Annotated in this window: 16 protein-coding genes; 10 read left to right on the top strand and 6 right to left on the bottom strand. The window is 59.1% G+C overall.

The window, feature by feature from the left end; all coding sequences use genetic code 11:
• The first annotated feature begins 337 nt into the window (after window positions 1-337).
• The gene (locus Mal15_RS06860) at window positions 338-1,792 is read left to right on the top strand and encodes a neutral/alkaline non-lysosomal ceramidase N-terminal domain-containing protein (protein ID WP_147867080.1); all 1,455 of its coding nucleotides are present in this window, start codon (window positions 338-340) and stop codon (window positions 1,790-1,792) included.
• Between the two features lie 157 nt (window positions 1,793-1,949).
• Window positions 1,950-4,076: an FAD-dependent oxidoreductase gene (locus Mal15_RS06865; RefSeq protein WP_147867081.1), complete on the top strand. Its 2,127-nt coding sequence runs from the start codon at window positions 1,950-1,952 to the stop codon at window positions 4,074-4,076.
• Between the two features lie 154 nt (window positions 4,077-4,230).
• Here the strand turns inward: Mal15_RS06865 and Mal15_RS06870 are convergent, their stop codons facing one another.
• The 4 genes from Mal15_RS06870 to Mal15_RS06885 form a co-directional block, all read right to left on the bottom strand.
• Window positions 4,231-5,484, bottom strand: coding sequence for an NRAMP family divalent metal transporter (locus Mal15_RS06870; protein WP_147867082.1), 1,254 nt, complete (start codon window positions 5,482-5,484; stop codon window positions 4,231-4,233).
• 196 nt (window positions 5,485-5,680) lie between these two features.
• Window positions 5,681-6,760: a hypothetical protein gene (locus Mal15_RS06875; RefSeq protein ID WP_147867083.1), complete on the bottom strand. Its 1,080-nt coding sequence runs from the start codon at window positions 6,758-6,760 to the stop codon at window positions 5,681-5,683.
• Window positions 6,761-7,105: 345 nt separating this feature from the next.
• Entirely contained in the window at window positions 7,106-7,693 is a 588-nt protein-coding gene (locus Mal15_RS06880; RefSeq protein WP_147867084.1) for a hypothetical protein, read from the bottom strand.
• A gap of 108 nt (window positions 7,694-7,801) precedes the next feature.
• Window positions 7,802-8,641 carry a hypothetical protein gene (locus Mal15_RS06885; RefSeq protein WP_147867085.1) on the bottom strand — a complete coding sequence of 280 codons (840 nt, stop codon included), beginning with the start codon at window positions 8,639-8,641 and terminating at the stop codon, window positions 7,802-7,804.
• A 129-nt stretch (window positions 8,642-8,770) separates the two neighbouring features.
• On the opposite strand from Mal15_RS06885, the gene Mal15_RS06890 reads away from it, so the two are divergent.
• The 3 genes from Mal15_RS06890 to Mal15_RS06900 all read left to right on the top strand — a co-directional run bounded on the left by Mal15_RS06890 (window position 8,771) and on the right by Mal15_RS06900 (window position 10,903).
• A complete protein-coding gene (locus tag Mal15_RS06890) occupies window positions 8,771-9,295 on the top strand; it encodes a GNAT family N-acetyltransferase (RefSeq protein ID WP_147867086.1) in 525 nt (174 codons plus the stop codon).
• 384 nt (window positions 9,296-9,679) lie between these two features.
• Complete coding sequence (locus Mal15_RS06895; protein ID WP_147867087.1) at window positions 9,680-10,489, top strand: hypothetical protein; 810 nt, start codon at window positions 9,680-9,682, stop codon at window positions 10,487-10,489.
• Between the two features lie 213 nt (window positions 10,490-10,702).
• Window positions 10,703-10,903, top strand: a complete 201-nt coding sequence (locus Mal15_RS06900) for a hypothetical protein (RefSeq protein WP_147867088.1) — start codon at window positions 10,703-10,705, stop codon at window positions 10,901-10,903.
• An 11-nt stretch (window positions 10,904-10,914) separates the two neighbouring features.
• Here Mal15_RS06900 and Mal15_RS06905 read toward each other — a convergent pair whose 3' ends face one another.
• Window positions 10,915-12,246, bottom strand: coding sequence for an amidohydrolase (locus Mal15_RS06905; RefSeq protein ID WP_147867089.1), 1,332 nt, complete (start codon window positions 12,244-12,246; stop codon window positions 10,915-10,917).
• 378 nt (window positions 12,247-12,624) lie between these two features.
• Here Mal15_RS06905 and Mal15_RS06910 point away from each other — a divergent pair, with 378 nt between their 5' ends.
• From Mal15_RS06910 to Mal15_RS06925, 4 genes are all read left to right on the top strand, one after another.
• Entirely contained in the window at window positions 12,625-14,364 is a 1,740-nt protein-coding gene (locus tag Mal15_RS06910; protein WP_233903321.1) for a sulfatase family protein, read from the top strand.
• Window positions 14,365-14,582: 218 nt separating this feature from the next.
• On the top strand, window positions 14,583-16,028 hold the full coding sequence (locus tag Mal15_RS06915) for an arylsulfatase (RefSeq protein ID WP_315854290.1): 1,446 nt from the start codon (window positions 14,583-14,585) through the stop codon (window positions 16,026-16,028).
• Window positions 16,029-16,231: 203 nt separating this feature from the next.
• Window positions 16,232-16,744, top strand: a complete 513-nt coding sequence (locus Mal15_RS06920) for a ferritin (protein ID WP_147867091.1) — start codon at window positions 16,232-16,234, stop codon at window positions 16,742-16,744.
• Between the two features lie 351 nt (window positions 16,745-17,095).
• On the top strand, window positions 17,096-17,326 hold the full coding sequence (locus Mal15_RS06925) for a hypothetical protein (protein ID WP_147867092.1): 231 nt from the start codon (window positions 17,096-17,098) through the stop codon (window positions 17,324-17,326).
• A 234-nt stretch (window positions 17,327-17,560) separates the two neighbouring features.
• Here the strand turns inward: Mal15_RS06925 and Mal15_RS06930 are convergent, their stop codons facing one another.
• Complete coding sequence (locus Mal15_RS06930) at window positions 17,561-18,472, bottom strand: 3-methyl-2-oxobutanoate hydroxymethyltransferase (protein ID WP_199773813.1); 912 nt, start codon at window positions 18,470-18,472, stop codon at window positions 17,561-17,563.
• Between the two features lie 543 nt (window positions 18,473-19,015).
• Here Mal15_RS06930 and Mal15_RS06935 point away from each other — a divergent pair.
• Window positions 19,016-20,782 carry an alanine/glycine:cation symporter family protein gene (locus Mal15_RS06935; RefSeq protein ID WP_147867093.1) on the top strand — a complete coding sequence of 589 codons (1,767 nt, stop codon included), beginning with the start codon at window positions 19,016-19,018 and terminating at the stop codon, window positions 20,780-20,782.
• The last annotated feature ends 171 nt before the right edge of the window (window positions 20,783-20,953 follow it).

The raw sequence follows: 20,953 nt of genomic DNA on the forward strand, positions 1-20,953 counted from the left end.
AAACCCCGGGGATCCACCTTCTGGCGAAGGTAGCTTCGTTTGACCGGCGATTTAGGATGTTTCTTTTGCAATGTGGCGCTGTCCAGCTAACTGTGGGAGAGGCGTCCCGCCTGTCATGGATCGTATCGAGAAAGTTGCTTCTGCCAACAGGACCAGATAGCATAGCCGATCGCAATTCCGATTGTTCCCGCCGACGCCCACCCACCTTACCACTCCATCCTGTTATCGTGATCTGCCGGCATGCGGCCAGATCGAACTCGGCGATCAGCACGCGTTGTCACTTTTCTCCCGCCATCCACCTCCGCGTCCCCAGCCCCCTCCACGGAAACCTCCGATCATGACCACGTCGTTTCGAATTCGGCTGTCACTCGTTGCGGCACTCTTCGGTTCACTGAATCTCGTTTTCTGCCACGCCGGCAACGCGGAATCTCCCGCCAAGCAGTTTCGCGCCGGCGCCTACGCGATCGACATCACACCCGCCGAGTTTCCCGTCAGTTCGGCTGGCAGTATGACGCACCGAATGGCCGATGCCGCGCACGACCCCTTGCACGCGCGGGCTCTGGTGCTCAGCGATGGCCAGTCGACGATCGCATTGGTCACTTGCGACAGCTGCATGATTCCGCGATCGATTTTTGACGCGGCAAAACAACAAGCGTCCAAGCAGACCGGGATTCCCACCGACCACATCCTCTGCTCGGCCACACACACCCACACTGCGGTCACGGCGACGCCGACTTTTCAAAGCATCGTCCAGGATGATTATCTGGAATTCCTAACCGGTCGAATCGCCGAGGGCATCGTCCAAGCCCACTCGCAAATGGAACCGGCTCGTGTGGGCTGGGCGATCGGAAACAATCCACGTCAGGTGTTCAACCGCCGTTGGTTCCTGCGGCCGGGCAATCCGCTGGCCGACCCGTTCGATCGCGGGACGGACAAGGTCCGAATGAACCCCAGCGCCAACAGCAAAAGTCTGCTGCAACCGGCCGGGCCGATCGATCCGCAAGTGCCCGTGTTGGCGGTCCAGTCGACCGACGGTCGGCCGATCGCGGTGTGGGCCAACTACTCGCTGCACTACGTCGGCGGCGTGCCGGCCAAGTCGTTGTCGGCGGATTACTTCGGCGAATTCGCCCGCCAGTTTTCGCAGCTGATCGACGCCGCCGAAACCAAGCCCGCGTTTGTCGCCGCGATGACCAACGGGACCAGCGGCGACATCAACAACATCAACTTCTTTGAAGGCGGCGAGCGTCAGCAGCCCTTCGAACAGATTCGTCTGGTCGCCGCCGATGTCGCGGCTTCGGCCCTGGTCGCCTACCAACGCATCGAATACCAAGATTGGGTGCCGCTAAAAATGCAGGAAACCGAAATCGAACTCGGGGTCCGGCGGCCCGATGCCGAGGAAGTCGCGCGTGCGGAAGAACTGATCGCCGAAGCCGGCCCGGGGCCCTGGAGAGACCGCCGATTGATTTATGCCAACGAAACGCTGGATCTGGCCAAATACCCCGCGACCGTCAAAGTCAAACTGCAAGCGATCCGCATCGGCGGCCTCGGGATTGTTAGCACCCCCTGTGAAACGTTCGTCGAAACCGGTTTGGCGATTAAGAAACAAAGCCCGCTGAAGCCGACCTTCACGATCGAATTGGCCAACGGCTACAACGGCTACCTGCCGACGCCACAGCAACACGCCTGGGGCGGCTATGAAACCTGGCGCGCCAAGTCGAGCTATCTGGCGGTCGACGCCGAGCCGAAGGTGCGTGAAACCTTGCTCAAACTTCTCGATCAGGTGTCGAAGTAAGATCAAGTGTCGCAGTAACACGAGCTTTTCTGTCTGACGTGGCTACCTTCGCCAGAAGGTGGTTCCCCACGTCGTCCACGCTCTGGCGAGTGTCGCGACAATTCTGCAGCGCGGTCCATTTCATCTCACACCATTTAGCCTCTTAAACTCCCTAAGCATGAACCATCATCGCGTCCGAAACGTTTTCTCCATCATCCTACTGATCTGCCTGTCCACACCGTCGACGGTCCGCGCCGCCGAAGGAGAACTCTATGACGTCGTCATCTATGGCGGCACCTCCGCCGGAATCGCGGCGGCGGTCCAGGTCAAACGGATGGGCGGTTCGGTCGTGGTCATCGAACCGGGACGCAGGATCGGCGGTCTGACCACCGGCGGGCTGGGACAAACCGACATCGGCAACAAGGCGGCCATCGGCGGAATCGCCCGCGAATTCTATCAACGCGTGCGGAAATACTATGACCAGCCGGAGCACTGGAAATGGCAACGACGCGATGAATATCGCGACAGCGGCCAAACACGGACCGGGGCTCAAGAAGACACGATGTGGACGTTTGAACCGTCGGCGGCGCTGACGATCATGCAGGACTTTGTCCGCGAGTACGAGATCCCGGTCGTCTACCAACAGCGTCTCGATCGGACGGGCGTGTCCGATTCCGACCAACACGTTCGCGGCGTCGAATTAAACGGCAAACGGGTCGTGGCGATCCGAACCGAAGGCGGCCAAACCTACCGCGGCCGTGTCTTTATCGATGCAACCTACGAAGGCGACCTGCTGGCCGGCGCGGGCATCCCGTACACCGTCGGACGCGAAAGCAACGCCGATTACGACGAAACGCTCAACGGCGTCCAAACGCGTCATGCCAGGCACCATCAGTTCGCCCGCGGTGTCGATCCCTACGTCGTCCCCGGCGACGCCAGCAGTGGGCTGCTGCCCGGAATTGACCCCGAGGGTCCCGGTCAGGAACAGGGAGGTGATCATCGCGTTCAAGCGTTCTGTTTCCGGATGTGCTTGACCGATCACCCCGAAAACCGGATCCCCTTTGCCAAACCCGATCACTACGATCCGTTGGACTTCGAATTGTTGTTGCGGAATTTCGAAGCCGGCGAACGCGGGATGCCGTGGATCAATTCCAGCATGCCCAATCGCAAGACCGACACCAACAATCGGACCGGATTTTCGACCGACTTTATCGGGCAAAACTACGAGTACCCTGAAGCCAGCTATGCCGATCGAGAAGCGATCATCCGGCGACACCGGGACTATCAAAAGGGTCTGATGTGGACCTTGGCCAACCACCCCCGCGTGCCCGATCATATTCGCAACGAAGTCGCCCGCTGGGGCATGTGCCGCGATGAATTCGAGCGGGAAGACGGCTGGCAACAACAACTTTACGTGCGTGAAGCCCGACGCATGATCGGAGCGACCGTGATGACGCAGCACCACTGCCAAGGACGCACGGTCGCCGAGGACGCGGTCGGGATGGCCGCCTACACGATGGACTCGCACAACGTCCAACGCTACGTCGATGACCAGGGGCACGCCCGAAACGAAGGAGACGTCCAGGTCGGTGGCTTCTCACCCTATCCGATCGCTTACGGATCATTGACGCCGAAAGCGGAGCATTGCGAAAACGTGCTCGTCCCGGTCTGCTTGAGCGCCACGCACATCGCGTTCGGCTCGATCCGCATGGAACCCGTGTTCATGGTCCTGGGCCAGTCCTCGGCAACCGCCGCCATGCAGTCGATCGCGGCCGATGTCCCTGTCCAGCAAATCGACTATGACGCGTTCCAGCAGCGGCTGCTGGCGGACGACCAAGTTCTGGAATGGACCGGGCCGGTTCGACGCCCGGCAACGTCCATCGCCCCCAAATCACTTCCCGGAATCGTCGTCGATGACGAAGACGCCGAACGGTCCGGGTTTGAAGGCACCAGCCAGATGATCGGTCCATTCGTCGCCGCCGGCTACCGGCACGATGGCGATACGGACAAGGGGCACCAAAGCATTCGGTTTCCCGTTCAAATCAAACAGTCGGGAACGTACGAATTGCGAATCGCTTATTCCCCCAACGCCAACCGGGCGACCAATGTCCCGGTCATTATCCGCAGCGGCGGCGAATCCCAAACGGTGAAGGTCGATCAACGTCGCAAGCCGGACCACGGCGCGTTCGCTTCGGCCGGCAAGTTCGCGTTTGCCAACGGTGCGGCGGAAATCGAAATCAACAACCGCGACACCGACGGCCACGTCATCGTCGACGCGATCCAGTTGTTGCCGGTCGATCCGTAGCGGAAGTCGCCAAGACCTTAGACGCTCGGGCTACACCGTCGCCGTCTTCTCCGAGGCCGGCGCGGAGTAAAGCTTCGCTATTGCGCGCTCCGCCGAGTTCGGAGAACACGGCGACTCTCCAAACGCAACCCGAAATCCCGCCACTGACAGAGCACTATCCCACTTCCTTCACCGCCGGCGGGTTCAGTTTTTCGTAGACCTTGTTCGCGGTCAGACAGGCCAAGCCACAGGACACCAGAAAACCGATCACCGCCAGCGTGATGATCCACCGCGGGACCTTGCGCGGCCCGGTCAGTTCCGCTCGGGTGCCCAGATAGATCAACGCGGCGGCCAGAGCCGGGATCCCCAGCACCGTGCAGGCCTGGGCGATCGTGATCAGGTGGACCGTGCTGCCTTCGCGGGCCAACGACGCGATCGCCACACCCATTCCGACCAACAGCGCAGCGGTCGTCAGGTGCAGCGGCCACTTGTCATCCAGCTTGGCGCCTTTGCCCAGCGAATCGGACATCACCGTCCCGCCGATCAACGCGTTGACCAGGAACGAACTGAGCGCGCCGGCCAGGATCCCGGTACAGAAAATCAGTTTGGCCGACGCCCCGAACAGCGGCTCCAATTGCCGCGCCACATCCCCGACCGAGGCCAACGCCGCGGCATTCGGGTTGCCATAAAACACACGCCACGACGTCACCAAGATCATCGACGTGATCAACCCCAGCACCGTCATGCTGACGATCGAATCGATCAGCCCCTGACGCACTTGACCAATCCCCCAGCCCTTTTCTTTGACCAAGTACGCTTGGTAGAACGCGCCGCCGACCGAGAACGTCGTCCCGATCATGCCCAACAGGGCGAACAAATCCGGCGACGCTTCCGGCATGACGCGTTCGAAATCCGGTGGGCTGACAAAGATGACGACAAAATTGAACAGGAACGCCAACGTCATCATGCCGATCAGCAGCTTCATCAGCCCCTCGACGCTGCGGTACAGGTTCTTCAGCAGGTACAAGCTGGAAATCACCAGCCCATTGACGAACAACAGAATCACCGTCCGTGCGGCCAGCGATAGCGGTGCATCGCCGAACATCGGTTCCACGCCGCCGACGAGCGCGATGTTGTTGGACGATTGAAAAAACGCGACCAGAGTGAACAGCGTCAACCCGATCACCACCGACACGGGGCGTCCCAGCCGACTTGCCAATTCGTCACAAGGACTCGTTTCATACACCGCGCCCAACCGGGCCGATAACGCCACCATCGCGATCATCAACACCGTCGCCCCTAAGACGACCGGCAGCCCCAGCAATCCCAACGACGCACCGACTTTGGAACTGGTTAAAATCGAACCGGGGCCGAGCACGACGGCCGCCACAATGATCGCCGGTCCAACGGCCTGTAGAATTCGTTTCATGGTTTTATTTCGATAAGGTTGGATAGGCTATCCGAGTCGCTGATGCGCCGATGTCGCTACGATCGCCGGGGCGTGGTAAAGAACGAGGAGGGGGGAACAATGGGGACCACCTTCTGGCGAAGGTAGCTACGTTGGGCAGCGAAAGATTGCGAATCGTGTGCAAAGCAACTCGCTCTGCCTACCTGAGCGGACACTCTCAATTCTCTCGCTCGGCCGAACCGATTTCCAAATCCGCCATGTAAATCGCTGTGATCGTGTTGCCCGATTCGTCTTTCTCATGGGACGAATACCACGACATGATCGCTCGGGTCGGTCCGAGCGCGATCAAGCCGGGATAGGAGTTGTCGCCTCCGCTGGGAAGCTCGGCGAATTCGTGCAACCGATCATCGACCAGCCAGTACATCGACATTTTGGGGCCATTGCCGCCGATCGACTTCCGCCCTCCGACGACAATGTGCTCGCCCCAGCGAGCGATCAACGGTCCGCCGATGTAGCGGTCCAGTTCCTGACGATCCCAATGTTGATAGGGCGGCTCCGAACGCAACAATTGCGCCTTGTCACCGCCGCGTCGTCCGATCCCGATCACGCTTCCGTCGCTTTCAAACAGGAACGCCGTTTCATCGCCCTGGACCTCTTGAAAGACAGCCCGTTTGCGCCAGATCAATCCGTCGTCGCTTTCCAGCATCAACGACTCGACCGTGTGGCCTTCGCCCCGCGGGCCCACTTCGAAATCGGCTTTTCTTCGGCCGCACAAATACGCCTTGCCGCCATGCGCAGCCGCCCGCCAAATGTAATGACCGAACGTTCCTTCCAGCAACGTGGGGCCGTGCCAGTTCTGGCCATCCTCGCTCCAGACGGCATAGCCCAGGTGCAGGTTGAGGTCGTAGTCCTTGACCGGGATCGTCGTTTCACCGCTGTACCAGGTGCCCGTGTACACGAACAGTTTGTTTTGAAAGACCAGAAAGTGCGGATCGCGCGTGTCGCGGTGCTGGACGCGGAATTGATGCACTTGATGCCACTGGCGGGCGTCGTCGCTGGCCAAGATGATGATCGACGCCGTGGGGTGCACCATATGCCCATCAGGGCAGCTGCGAAACGCGAGGTAATACCGGCCGCGAAACCGCACCAGATCCGTGAACGCGTTGTGTTGGCCGTTGTGAAAGACGCGACGGATGTTCGAGACCGTCACTTCCGGTGGTTCGTCGGCGTGGCCGATTGTGGAACCGACCGCAAGTGCCAGCGTCAGCATCAAGCAGTGGGAGATGACAGGCCGCATCAATCGAGTTGTCGTCGGTACCAAGAGGGATCCTTTCTGATTCCGAGGAGGGACCGAGCGAGGCACGTGCGGCGATCGATCGGCAGAGGAAAACGGAGGGGCCGTAAGTGTAGCGGGTTTCGGAGTGTTGCGTTGTGATCAGGAGAGATGCGGCAAAACGATTCGTGAGAGAAGGAAGGCAGAATGATACGGGGCAGAATGATGGCGAGCGTCTCGTTCCCGGGCTCCGCCTGGGAACGGGGCTTCCCAGAGGCTCCGCCTCTGACGGCACGCATTGAATGTGGCAGGAGCCACGCCAGCCATCGCGTTCCAAGGCGGAGCCTTGGAACGAGGTAGAAAGCGGGGTTATCGCAAACGCGGCAATTCGACGGTGGGGAACTCGGCCTGCAAGGACGCGGGGGTCAGCAGCGACATCGGCTGGAATCCCAGCCGCGCCAGGTCTTCGCGGCCCAACGCACAGGCCTTCTCCAGCACATAGTACTCGTTGAAATCCGCGATGGTCTGGTTGATCGGATCCAAATCGAATCGGTTCAGATAGCCCTCCCAGTCTCGATTGAATCGATCGACGGAGCGGGCGAGATCGCGAAGCGGTCGATCGATCGGCACGGCCCAAAGTCCTTGATTGGCCCAGGCAGGCGGCTGGGAGTCTGCATTGATGGTTTCATGCAACGATGCATAGACACGCCACTGGATTGGCACAGCCAACCGCGACGCCAGCCGGGACCAGTCGCCGTCGATCATCGTCGCGATTTTTCGCAGGTGCAATTGCGGGCCGCGGAGCAAGGTTTGCCGGTGCGTCTGGCAGGTCCATCGCAACTGCTCGATCGCCGCGTCCAGCCGACGACGGCGAGTGATGAACGCCGGTTCCTCCCCTTGCTCGGCCAGCATCCGGATGAATTCGTCGCGTGACCCTTCGTAATCGTGCTCCGGCATCGGCTCGGCCGCTGGCGTCTTGTCTTAGAGTAACGGAACTGGTTTACTCGTTTTGGTGCCCCGTAGTATCAGCGAGGAAGTCGTCGTGATTGGGAGCAAGCACGGGGACTATTCGCTGGCCGCTTCGGTCGTTTCGGCTTCCGACGCCCCGTCTTCTTGGGACGCGTCTTCTTGGGACGCGTCTCCCTCGGGGGTGACATCGGACGCCTCGGGCTCGGACGAAGTTTCTTCCCCGCTTTCCATCATCGGGTTTGTTTTCACGCCGCCTTCGCCACCGCGTTTGACTCGCAGGATGAACTTGTCACCCTCGACCCGAATGTCTTCGAACCGGCTCATGAATCTCGCGTTGTCGGGGTCTTTGTAGACGTCTTTGGCCAAATTCTCCTGCCTCATCCCCTCCATGAACTGTTCGGGCACCGGCTCGCCGTTGACCTCGGCCTGATCCACCGTGACGATCAACACGCCGCCGTCCATGGAAACGTTGAAGGTCGCCGAACCGTTGAAATAGCGGCCCTTGCCCATCGGCAGTTTGTCCAGCGGGAAACTCACGTCGCCTTCGACCTGGTCGTTCTCGATCTTGACATAGACCTTGCCTTTCAGATCTTCATTGCTGCTGATCAAGGCGTTGATGTCGTCGGCGGTCAAAATCAGGTCTTCTTCCGGGGTCTCTCCGGCGTCCAGCTTATCCCGAAACGATTCGACACGGGCGTCCAGTTTGGCGAGCTCTTCCTCGGAGTACTCGACGGTCGGAAGTTGCACCGGTGTGTCGGAGGTGTACTTGGCGATCTGGTTGCTGAGGAACCAATAACCGCCGAATCCGGCGCACAGAATGGATCCGATGAACAGTCCGCCGGCGATCAAACAGCCCCACAAACAACCGTTGCCCGATCCGGAACTCTGCGGCGGTGGCTCACTTCCTGGAGTCTGGGGTTCGACAAAATTTGCCATTTCTGTTTTATCCTTTCACGTAGAGAAGCGCAGCGGGGCCGATGACGATTCGCTTATTCTGGCGGATTCTTGGCTGTGTCGGGGCGCCAAAACCCACTCATCGCATCTCAAATTTACAATACACCGACCATGAACGTCTATCGAACCGGACCACGCACCGCGCGACTTTCCATGCGTGCGATGACCGTCGATGACGCGGAATCCTTTCTCGCTCTGAACGGAAACCTGCAAGTCATGCGGTACACTCACGAACCGTTGACCGAGTCCCTCGATCAAGCGAAAGAGTCACTGCGCTGCTACCCGGATTTCGATGACGTCGGATTTGGTCGCTGGGGATGCTACCTCAATGAAACCGGACAAATGATCGGCTTTTGTGGTCTCAAGCGATTGCCCGAACTGGAAGAAGTCGATGTCGGATTCCGTTTTTTGCCCGAATTCTGGGGCCGGGGATTGGCCACCGAAGCGGCGCGTGCCAGCGTGAAGTTCGGATTCGAAAGAATCGGCCTACAGCGGATCATCGGCTTGGTGCTGCCGGACAACCATGCTTCGATCCGTGTCCTGGAAAAGTCGGGATTGCGGTTCGAAGACGAATTTTACGAACAAGGCCTCCGAGTCTTGCGGTACGGCATCGGGCGTGTTGACCTGAAAAGCTAGGCTTTATCCCTCAACCCGTAGCGGAAGCCGCCAAGGCTTTCGACTCGCAGCAGTCCACACGGGAATAGCCGAAATTCTTGGCGAATTCCGCTACCACATACGACCCTTGCCCGGTTTAGGGACAAAGCCTAGCCGGACAGCGTTAGCTTTTTGATCAATACGCGCTCGATGCGCAATACGAGCTCAAATCGCAAGCCAAAGAGCAACTGTCGTCCAGACTCACAAGCCGGCGCTGCGTGCGTGTATTCTTACCAATTTCCGCAAGGAGTGACGCCGGCATGCATGATTTGCTTGACGCGATAGACGATGCGTCTTAAGTTGGCGTCTGCGTGTCAATCAAGACGACTTCGGGATCCGGCTCAATCGACGACATGAAGGTGACCTATGCGAGTTTTCTGTGCCATGGTTTGGGTGGCGGTTTCCTGTGTCGCCTGGGGGCAAGAATCGACCGAACAACAAGCTCGGCGGGCGATCGAATTGGCCAAGGCGGAAGCGGAAGCATTGGAACTGTTCATCGATACGCAAGAACTGAAATGTGAACCGGAGCCGTTGTTGCGTTGGACCAATCCGGTCTCGGGACAGATCTACGGCGACGTTTACATTTGGACGCTCGACGGTCGGCCCGAGGCGATCGCATCGATCTACAAGTGGTTTTCGCCCCACACCCATATGGCGACCGAACTGCAATCGCTCAGCGAATCGCCGCTGACGATGACGCGGTATGGATCGCGCGCCTGGTCGACCGGCAAGGGCCTGGAGATGAAGTTGTTGACCGATGCCCCCGAACCCGGCGACCGAGCGTTCCAACGTTCACGGCAGATGCACGCGATCGCGGAAGAATTCGTCGCCAAAGCGGAAGACCGGAGCGATCCGACATCGACCTGGAATTTGCGTCGCTTGCCCAAACCGATCTTTCGCTACCAGAGCGAAAAACGGGGCATCGTCGACGGCGCGATGTTCGCCTTTTGCCAGGGAAACACGAACAACCCGGAAGTGTTGTTGTTGTTGGAAGCCCGAGAAATGGGCGGCCAACTGCGTTGGTACTTCGGCCTGGGGCGACAGAACAGTCTTCGCTTCACCGTCCATCGAAAGCAGGAACTGATTTGGGACGTTCCCAAGTTGGCTCCCCCGTGGCCTGCCGTCACCGACCCCAGCAAACCCTATCTGGTGATCAAGAGTCAGACGGGGAATTAGTTTGGGAAGGTGACTTCCACGTAGCTACGCTCGCCAGAGCGTGGATGTGACACGAGATCCACCTTCTGGCGAAGGTAGCGACGTAAGACCGTCAATACACGGACGTCTCCTGTGCTACACTGACGCGGCCATCGGCGTGCTAATCGCGGCGATGGCCGTTTTTATTTGTGGCGATCTTGACGAACAGAATCTTATAAACAGGAACGGGAAACCATGGCGAAGAAGCACATCACGTTGCAGCACAGCGAGAGTGTCATCGTGCAGGCGGCAGCACAAATCTATGCCGCGTATCTGTCCTGCGGACTTGTCGGTGAAAAGGACAAGACGAAGTACTTGAAACAGTCCATCCGGGACGCGATCACGATCGCCCGCAGCGTCGACGACGCCGTGATCAGCGACGGGGAAATGGAGTAGGCCGCCCTCACTCATAACGCGTCATCGGTTCCCAGCAGCGTCATCAAGGCCACCACGGTGGACTCCACCCCTCGGGTCACCGCCGGCCGTGCTTCGATCTTGAACAGCGGCGAATGATGGCTCGGCACCGGGGCACCGCCGGCTGCCTCGGCGTCAAAGTCGGCTTGCGGCGTGCCACCGACCGACCAGTAGACCGCCGGGATCGTCGGATTGACGGTGAAGATCGGGAAATCCTCGGCGCCCATGCCCTTGGAAGGCTCGTCGATGACTTGATCGGTGCCCAGGTGTTTTTGCCAAGCCGCTCGCAACCGCCGCGCGAGCTCGGGTGTGTTGCTCGTCGGCGGCACACTTTCCTCGGACACGATGACCTCGGGCAGTTTGTCATCGGGCAGCCCAGCGACGCGGCCCATGTTGGTTGCGATCCTGCGGATGCCATCCAACAGCGTCTGACGCGTTTCCTCGCTTGTGCTGCGGACCGTCAACTGCAAATGCGCCTTGTCCGAGATGATGTTGTGCTTGGTTCCGGCGTGAAACGATCCGACGGTCACCACGCCGGGAACCCGTGGCGCGATCTCTCGGGAAACCAGGGTCTGCAACGCGACGACGATTTGGCTGCCCAACACGATCGGGTCTTTCCCCCGATGCGGACTCGCACCGTGAGCCCCGACGCCGTGAATGATGATGTCGACGGTGTCGGCCCCGGCATAGGGGCTGCCTTCGGAAACGTTGATCAAACCGGATCGGTCGCGTGAGGTGACATGAAAGGCGAGTGCGACATCGGGCACGCCGAAACGTTCCCACAACCGATCTTGTTTCATCGCACGAGCCCCCAGCACACGTTCTTCGGCCGGCTGCATGATCAACATCAGCGTGCCTTTCCAATCGTCGCGGTTGCGCGACATGTAGCGTGCCGTTCCGACCAGGCTGGTCAAATGCACGTCGTGACCACAGGCGTGCATCACCGGAACCAACTCACCCGTGATCGGGCTCCGCTGCGTCGCCTCGGATGCGTTGGCCAGCCCCGATTTCTCCTCGACCGGCAATCCGTCCATGTCGGCCCGCATCATCACCGTCGGGCCGTCACCGTTCTTCAGCAATGCCACGACGCCGGTGCCGCCGACGCCCTCGGTGACATCAAACCCGACCGCCCGCATCTCGCGGGCCATCCGCGCCGCCGTCTTGTACTCGACCAACGACAGTTCGGGATTGCGGTGAAAGTGATCGAACAGATCCGCCAGGTGCGCTTCATAGTCGTCGTTGACCGCCTGGCTTAATTCCTGGGCAAGAATCGGCGGCGTGAATGGGATCGCGAGCAGAAGGACGATCAGGTAGGTCGGTTTCATCGGCGAGGTTTGGCAAGGTTGGAGGCAAAGGAGAATTGGATTAAGCGGAGCCGAAACAGGAATCTCAAATGATGATAACGAAGGCGGTTCCGGGATGCGCAATGTCGATGGATTGATTGGATCCCCCTCACCCCCTGCCCGTCTCCCCCGGAACTCTGGCTCGCTGGAGCTCGCCAGAGTTCCGGGGGAGAGGGGAGCCCGATCCATCGATTGTTTCTATTCAGCCGTGCGTTGGCATGGATCGGAAAATGACTTTCTCTGCATTCACCGGAATCCGTTGCCGATCGATGGTCCATCGCACCGGCCGCATTATACTGCTGGGCCACTCGAATCACTCGATTGACATCCACTCGATCACTCCCCACGTTTGAATTGATGATGACCCGATACCGCGTCGCATACTGCGTTTTCCTTCTACTCTCCACCGCACTGATGTTGCCTGAGGGCGTTGCCGCCGAACCCCCGAGTGCCGAACCCACAAGCGGCGAACCCACCAGCACTGTGCGGCCCAACATCTTGTACATCATGTCGGATGACCATGCGGCCCACGCGATTTCCGCCTACGGCGGTCGTTTGGCAACGGTCGCCCCCACACCCAACATCGATCGTCTGGCCAGCGAAGGTACGTTGTTCACCAATGCGTTTTGCACCAACTCGATCTGCTCGCCCTCTCGAGCCTGCGTGCTGACCGGGCAGTACAATCACATCAACGGTTCCTTTGATCTTTCCGGCCGAGTCGAACCGGGCAAGCAGATGCTGGCGATCCAGATGCGCAAGGCCGGCTACGAAACCGCGATGATCGGCAAGTGGCATTTGAAAGACGAGCCGGCGGACTTTGACCACTACTGTGTCTTGCCCGGGCAAGGCAAATACCACGACCCGGATTTTCGCATCCGCGGCGACAAACCGTGGGGCAAGAATCTGATCAGCTTCAAAGGCAAACACGTCACCGACGCGATCACCGACCTGTCGCTGCAGTGGCTGACGGAGAGGGGCGACAAGGACAAACCGTTCTTCTTGATGCACCATTACAAGGCACCCCACGACTACTTTGACAATGCGGCGCGCTACGAGTCGTATTTGGCCGATGTTCAAATTCCCGAACCCGAAACGCTATGGGATCGTGGCCCGTTGTTCGGGTCGCTGGCGACCCGCGGTGCCGACGACGAATTGGTGCCCCATATCGGAACCTCGATCGGCGGCCGCAACCCACGCCGGTCCTATCTGGGGGACTTGCCTTCGCTTTATCCCAACGAATTTCCCAAGAACTATGACCCGGCCGATTACAGCGACGAGCAAAACACTCGATTGGCCTACAACGCCTACCTGAAGAAATTCCTTCGCTGTGTCAAAGGCATCGATGACAATCTGGGACGCCTGTTCGACCACCTGGAAAAGACCGGCCAAATGGACAACACGGTGATCATCTACACCGGCGATCAAGGTTTCATGTTGGGCGAGCACGATTACCAGGACAAACGTTGGATGTACGAGGAATCCCAGCGGATGCCGTTCCTGGTGCGTTACCCCAAGACCGTGCCGGCCGGACAGCGATTGGACACGATCATCGAAAACGTCGACTACGGGCCGACCATGCTGGAATTTGCCGATGCCGAAATCCCGTCGACCGTTCAAGGCCGCTCGTTCAAATCGTTGCTGGAATCCGGCCAAGAGCCCGAGGATTGGAAACAAGCCGCTTATTATCGCTATTGGATGCACATGGCGCACCACGACAATCCCGGTCACATGGGGATCCGCACCAAAACGCACAAGTTGATCTACTACTACGGATGCAACTACGACGGCGGCTACCAGACCCCGGCCGGATGGGAGTTGTACGATCTGGTCAACGATCCCCAGGAAACACGCAACCTGTACGATGATCCCCAACACGCCGATTTGGCCAAACAGCTGAAATCGCAACTCGCCGAACTACGCCAACGCGTCGGTGACGACGGCAGCCACTACCCGGATTGCGAGGCAATCGTGCAAGAGTTCTGGGACTATGACGAAGCCGACCGCGCCAAAGCACGCGAGATTTCACACCAGTACCTCAAACGGCGACAACAGGAACTCGCCGCCGGAGAGCGAAACATTCGCACGTACTGGGGCAAGTAACGCTGAGCGGACTTGTCTCATCGGTGGAAGACCGTCCCCACGGACCATGCCCCGGTCCACTCCAGAATCATTGACATCCGTGGGTACGCTCTGCCATCCATGGGTACAATGCTTGCCAACTCCAAGATTCCGTCGCCTTCCCAAAAGATCAATCGATGAAGTTTCGCGTTGCCGTAGCTCTCCTAGGTCTTGTGGTCCTTTGCCCCCTCGCGTCCCGGTTGTCCGCAGAATCATTGCCCGCGGAATCGCTGACCGGTTCGCGGCCGAACATCATTCTGGTGATGACCGATGACCAGGGGATGGGAGACCTGTCGTGCATGGGCAACCAGCTTCTGCGGACGCCCAATCTGGATCGATTCCATTCGATCTCGACGCGGTTCACGGATTTCCATGTCAGCCCGACCTGCGCCCCCACGCGGTCAGCAATTTTCAGCGGCCGTCATGAATTCCGAAACGGTGTGACACACACGATCAAGGAACGCGAGCGGATGGCGTTGTCCACGACGACGTTTCCGCAATTGTTGCACGCATCGGGCTACGCGACAGGCATCTTCGGCAAATGGCACCTCGGTGATGAAGATGCTTACCAGCCCTACAACCGCGGCTTTAGCGAAGTGTTTATCCATGGTGCCGGCGGAATCGGCCAAGCCTATCCCGGCAGCTGTGCCGACTTTCCCCCCAACCGAACCCGCGACGGCAGGTACTTTGACAACGTGATCTTGCACAACGACACGATTGTTCAAACCAAAGGATTCTGCACCGACGTGTTCTTTCAAGCCGCACTCGGTTTCATCAAACAACAACACGAATCCGACACCCCGTTTTTCGCCTACATCACCACCAATGCGCCGCACGGCCCGATGATCGCACCGGAAAAGTACAAAAAGCGGTTTCGGGATCTGGGCTGGGACGGGAACCTGCAAGGCCGCTACGGGATGATCGAGAACATCGATGACAACTTCGGCATCCTGATGGACAAGCTGGACGAGTGGGAGTTGTGGGAGGACACGTTGGTGATTTTCATGACCGACAACGGCCAGGCCGGACGCACGGCAAAGAAAAACGGCAAGACCGAAAAGGTGTTCACCGCCGGGTTTAAAACCGGAAAGGGTTCGCCGTACGAGGGCGGAACCCATGTGCCGGCGTTCTGGCGATGGAAGGGAAAACTGGGCGAAGGCGTCGACATCCCCGCGTTAACTGCTCACCTCGATTTGTACAAGACGTTCTGCGCGCTCGCCGGCATCACGATCCCGGAGGACGTCCAAGCGATCGACGGACGGTCATTGATTCCGTTGTTGGAGAATCCACAAGCCAACTGGGAAGACCGCAAACTGTTCGTCCACAAAGGCCGCTGGGAAAAGGGCGACGATCCGAACAACAGCAAGTTCGCCGACTGTGCCGTCCGCACCCAACGCTGGCGATTTGTCAACAACAAAGAACTCTACGACATTTCGGCCGATCCCTACGAAGCGGTCGACGTCGCCTCCGATCACCCCGACGTGATCGCGACGTTGCGGAAGGCCTATGACCAGTGGTGGGCCGACACGCTGCCGCTGATGGTCAACGAAGACGCCGCCTATGCGGAGCGTCAGCCCCAAGAAGTGCGTTACGAAAAGCAATTGGCTGAAAAGGGAATCCCCGACTGGCAGCCGCTGGCGCTGTAGCATCGCCGGGTTGCTCCGCCCAGCGATCGGTATCGGTTCTGTCGCGTCCCCGCGTCCCCGGCACATCGCACCGGGGGGCCAACCGAACTGGGCCATCGGAAACCGAACTGGGCCATCGGAACTGGGACTCGACAGAACCGTTCGGCGCTGCGAAAACCGAGGTCTGGCGACTGCGATTCTCTCCTCCAGACGAAAGGCCTCCAATGCCAAATCAACAAATCAACGACGCTTTGAATGGGCAAATCGCCTCGGAATTTGCCTCCTGGTATTCCTACTTGGCGATGAGCGCCTGGTGTTCTCGCGAGCAGCTTTCCGGCTGTGCGGGCTGGCTTCGGGCGCAGGCTCAGGAAGAGTACACCCACGCGATGAAGATCTACGAATTCCTGTTGGATCGAGACGTCGAAGTCCGATTGTCGCCGCTGGAAGCCCCGCGTGAAACCTTCGCTTCGATCGTCGAGATCTTCGAGTCCGCATTGCATCAGGAACAGGAAAACACCAAACGCATCGACGAGTTGTTTCACATGGCGATGGAACAGAAGGCGTTCGCCTCGCTGGTCGAACTGCAATGGTTCGTGACCGAGCAAGTGGAAGAAGAGAAAACGGCCCGAACGAACTTGGCGCGGATCAAAATGATCGCCGATGACCCGGCGGCCATCTTAGACTTCGACAACGCACTCGGCGAGCGCACTCTCCCGATGGACACCTCACCCCAATAGCACGGCTTGCGTCATGGATGAACGGAACGGGCTGAATCGCTAGTGCCTAGCCGTCAATCCCCCGACGCTGCTTCGAAACAAAGGGGTCAGGCCTCTTTTCAGCGGTCTCAGACGAGCCCCAAAGACTCATCAAAGAGGCCTGACCCCTTTATCGACGCTGGTTTGCATTAAGTTCATGGGACCAACTGTTCCTGTTCGACTTGGACAAGTCGAAAGCACTTGCCACATTTAAGCTCGAACATCTCGCCAAAAAATCAGGGTTGCGATTTGTCAAAGAACAGCTTGCGGTCCGAACGGATCTTGGATGCTTGAGCGTCTATCATTTATAAAAATGCGGCTGCATCGTGCCCCATGTTCGCCGCACAATTCTATGCCACCGCATTGCAGGCCCATGCTCTACGTTCATTCACAGCATCCCAGAAAGCCGACGACATCACCGCCTTCGAAAGTCACTACTTTGCCCAGAGCAACGGCGCTGCGCCGCCCGATCTGCAAGCCATCGCCGCCAAGTGGGGCATGCCCGGCGATTCGGCCGTCGCCCAACTCGGAGCACCACGCAGCAGTGTCGCGGCGCGGCAGTGAAATTGACCGCCGTGGCGGAAAGCGACTTCGTCCGACGCAACGGTCGATGCAACCGTTGGTGTTTAGCCTTTAGGCGATTCCCGGTCGCTGCGTAGCAGTGACAGCGGGCGGCGAAAACCCAATACCGACACTCGTGCAAGTGCCACTCGTGTCGGCACCTTTTTTCCACGCACTCTGTTCGCCGGGGCAACAGTCGTGCAATAGGACACATGGGACTTTGAGGTCCCCTCGGTTCTATTGGTCCGATCGATCGCGATCCACTGCGGTGAGAAACTGGTCGATCAATCCTTCGGGGGCTTTGACGATGTGCTGGGGGCCGGGAAACCTTCCGTTTTTGACATCGTCGATGTAGTCCCGAAACCCTCCCACGCGCTCGGCCTGGATCTCCTGCTCCATCTTGTACAGGTTTCGATACTGTTTGGTGTGTCGTGGAAAGGGAGGGGCGTGATTTCCCAAGATGTCTTCGGCGAACATGAATTGAATGTCGCCACCGCTGCCGGCGCCGATCGACGAGGTCACCAGACGCGTGCGGGTGGAGATTTCCGCGAGCAACTCGGCCGGAACGACTTCGACTTCGACCGCCCATGCGCCTGCTTCTTCGAACGAGCGTATCTGCTGGAAAACCCAGAGCGCCTGTTCAATGGTCTTGCCGACCGCCCTCAGGCCTCCCGTCCAGGTGCTCAACCGCGGCACCAGACCGGCGTGCGCTTCCACGGGGATCCCCGCGTCCGAAACGGCTCGAATGAAATCCGGTCCCCATTGGCACATGATCCCATCGGCGCCCAGTTCCATCGCGTCATAGCCGGCACGGACCGCTTCGGCCGCGGTGGTGATCTTGGTCAGCCCGATACAGAACGTCATGAAGGTGTTCGGCGCCGCATTTCGGATCGCAACGGCGTCGGCCGGATTCGCTGGATCAAACTTGACTTTCAGCGTATCGATCCCGGCCTCTTCCGCCGCCGCCGCCTCGCGGGTCGTGAAGGGCATCGTCTCGGTAAGAACCGTTTTCCCCTTCAAGTCTTGAAGGTGCTTGATCGTGTGGTTGCGAGTCGCATACGCCCCGCCCAGGGTCATGGTCCGGTGCAATCCTCGCTTGTGGGCATCTCGCGGAGGCAATGCGTTGGAAGGGGTGCCGTCAGATTTCATAGGATTCGTTTGCTGTATTGAAGAGTTGGTATTTCGCCCCGGGCGGATTCACTTGACAGCACCAATTGACTTTGAATTGATGCCAACGACAAGATCGGCAGGATCGGGATGACGTAAAGGGTCAAAACGATGGGGGCAGAACGATGGGGGCAGAACGATGGGGGCAGAACGATGGGGGCAGAACGATGGGGGCAGAACGATGGGGGCAGGGCGATGGGGGCAGGGCGATGGGGGCAGGCCGATCGCCAACTGAAATTGTTTTGCCCCCATTGTTTTGCCATTTCTTGGCAGGTGGGGCATGCGAAAGGGGTAGGAAGGTTTTGGAGGTAAGAAAAAGACTTCTGCGTCGACTCGGGTTTCTCCCTCATTGTCTTACCCCAAAAAATCTTCCTACCAGCGTTTTCATGATGCTCTCTCGATTCGTGTAAGCTATCTCGATCGCTAACCAATCGAAAACGATTCAATCAACAAGCCGTCAATTGTCTGGTCAGCCGATCGCTGTGCGGGAGGGGGTGATGGACAGGGGAACGAAGGGATGAAGCCATGACGGACAGCCTGCTGTTAAGTTCCTTCGAGTTTCTCGATCCGGTCAACGAGATCCTTTGGGGGCCTTGGACTCCGTATGCGTTGCTCGCCGCGGGCGTCCTGTTCACCGTCTGGACCCGGTTCATTCAGTGGACCGTGGTGACACATGGTGTGGATGTGATTCGCGGCCGCTATGACAACCCGAGTGACCCGGGGGCGATCAATCACTTCCAAGCGCTTTCGGCAGCGCTTTCGGCGACGGTCGGCTTGGGAAACATCGGAGGCGTCGCGCTCGCGGTGGGCACGGGCGGCCCCGGCGCTCTTTTTTGGATGTGGGTCGTCGGTGTGATCGGGATGGCGCTGAAAGCCGTCGAAATCACACTCGCGATGCTGTATCGAAAGACGGACGATCCGGAAAATCCGTCAGGCGGCGCGATGTGGGTCGTCGAGCAAGTGCTGGGCAGCAAGGGGGGAATCTGGAAAGTCATCGGCCGAACGTGCGGCGTCTTCTTTTGCATCACCCTTGTCATCGCCACGTTCACCAACGGAAACATGTTCCAGGCGTGGAGTGTTGCCGAATTGACTGAGCGACACTTTGGCGTCCCAAAACTTTCCACCGGCATTGCCATGGCCCTGATCGTGGGCCTGGTGATCGTCGGGGGCATCAAACGGATCGGTAGCGTCGCTGGGACACTGGTCCCTGTGATGTGCCTGATGTACTTGGTTTCTGCGTTCGTCGTCTTGGCGATTCACGTCACGGACATCCCGTCACTTTTGATGACCGTCATCCGATCCGCGTTCCAGCCGACCGAAGCGGTCGGGGCGTTCGTCGGCGGTACGGCCGGATGGGGATTCATCCAAGGGATGAAGCGGGCGTTTTTCTCCAACGAAGCCGGCCTGGGATCCGCGCCGATCGCCCACGCGGCCGCAAAGACCAGCGAAGCGGCGCGTGAAGGAATCGTCGGCGGCCTCGGACCGTTCATCGACACGCTTTGCATTTGTACGCTGACAGGTTTGGTCATCCTGTGCACCGGCACATGGAATCGTGAACCGATCGGCGAGTGCGCGAAACCGCTTTCCGTCGAAAAGACCGCTCAACGCGGGGAAGACACGGTCGTCACGTTTTCGGTTGACTCGGCCGCGGAGCCGGAGGATCTGCCGACGGACGAATCGGGGGCGTGGGCTGTCGGCGACCGATTCTTTGTCGTCGGCGATGCGGGCGATGCGAATCAGCGCGAAACGGGAAGCTCGCGGGTGAAGTTTTTTGGCGAGATCACCCACGGCCAAGAACCTTCCATCACATGGGAACCGCTCTCGGTCGATCCGCGCGATTGGGATGGCAGGCTCGGTGAGATCACGATCGTGTCGGCCGCCGTTTATCGCGACTATGCCGGTGCCGAGCTGACCGCATTTGCTTTCGACCGCGAATTCCCGGGGCTCGGCGGCTGGTTGGTACCGCTCGCCGCGTGGCTGTTCGCAATTTCATCGATGATTTCTTGGAGCTACTACGGCGAACAAGGGATGATCTACCTGCTGGGCCGGCAAAGTGTGTTGCCTTTTAAATTCGTGTTCTTGGCCGGTGCGGTTTACGCCGCCAATTGGATCGAGAACGCCGACGAAATGGTGAAGCTGATGGATCTCGGCACCGGCGCCATGCTCTGGTCCAATATCCCCATCGTGCTGGCGCTGGGTTATCTCGCTGTCGGATCGCTCAGTGACTATCGAAGGAAACTCGCCGAGGGAAAATTCAAACGTCACGATGAAGCCCAAGGGTCGCGGGAATAAGAAGCGGTTGCTTGCTGAGGCAATCGTCGTGCGATGGGACCGAGAGGACACATCGAACTGATGGGTCGCATACGTCCAATCGGTCCCATCGCGACGTCGTCTCAGCGAGACGGAAACGTTCGCAGCTGTGACGACAACATGTTGGCCCGCCGATCGAATAGAATAGCAATC

This window comes from Stieleria maiorica, assembly GCF_008035925.1.
Classification (GTDB): domain Bacteria; phylum Planctomycetota; class Planctomycetia; order Pirellulales; family Pirellulaceae; genus Stieleria; species Stieleria maiorica.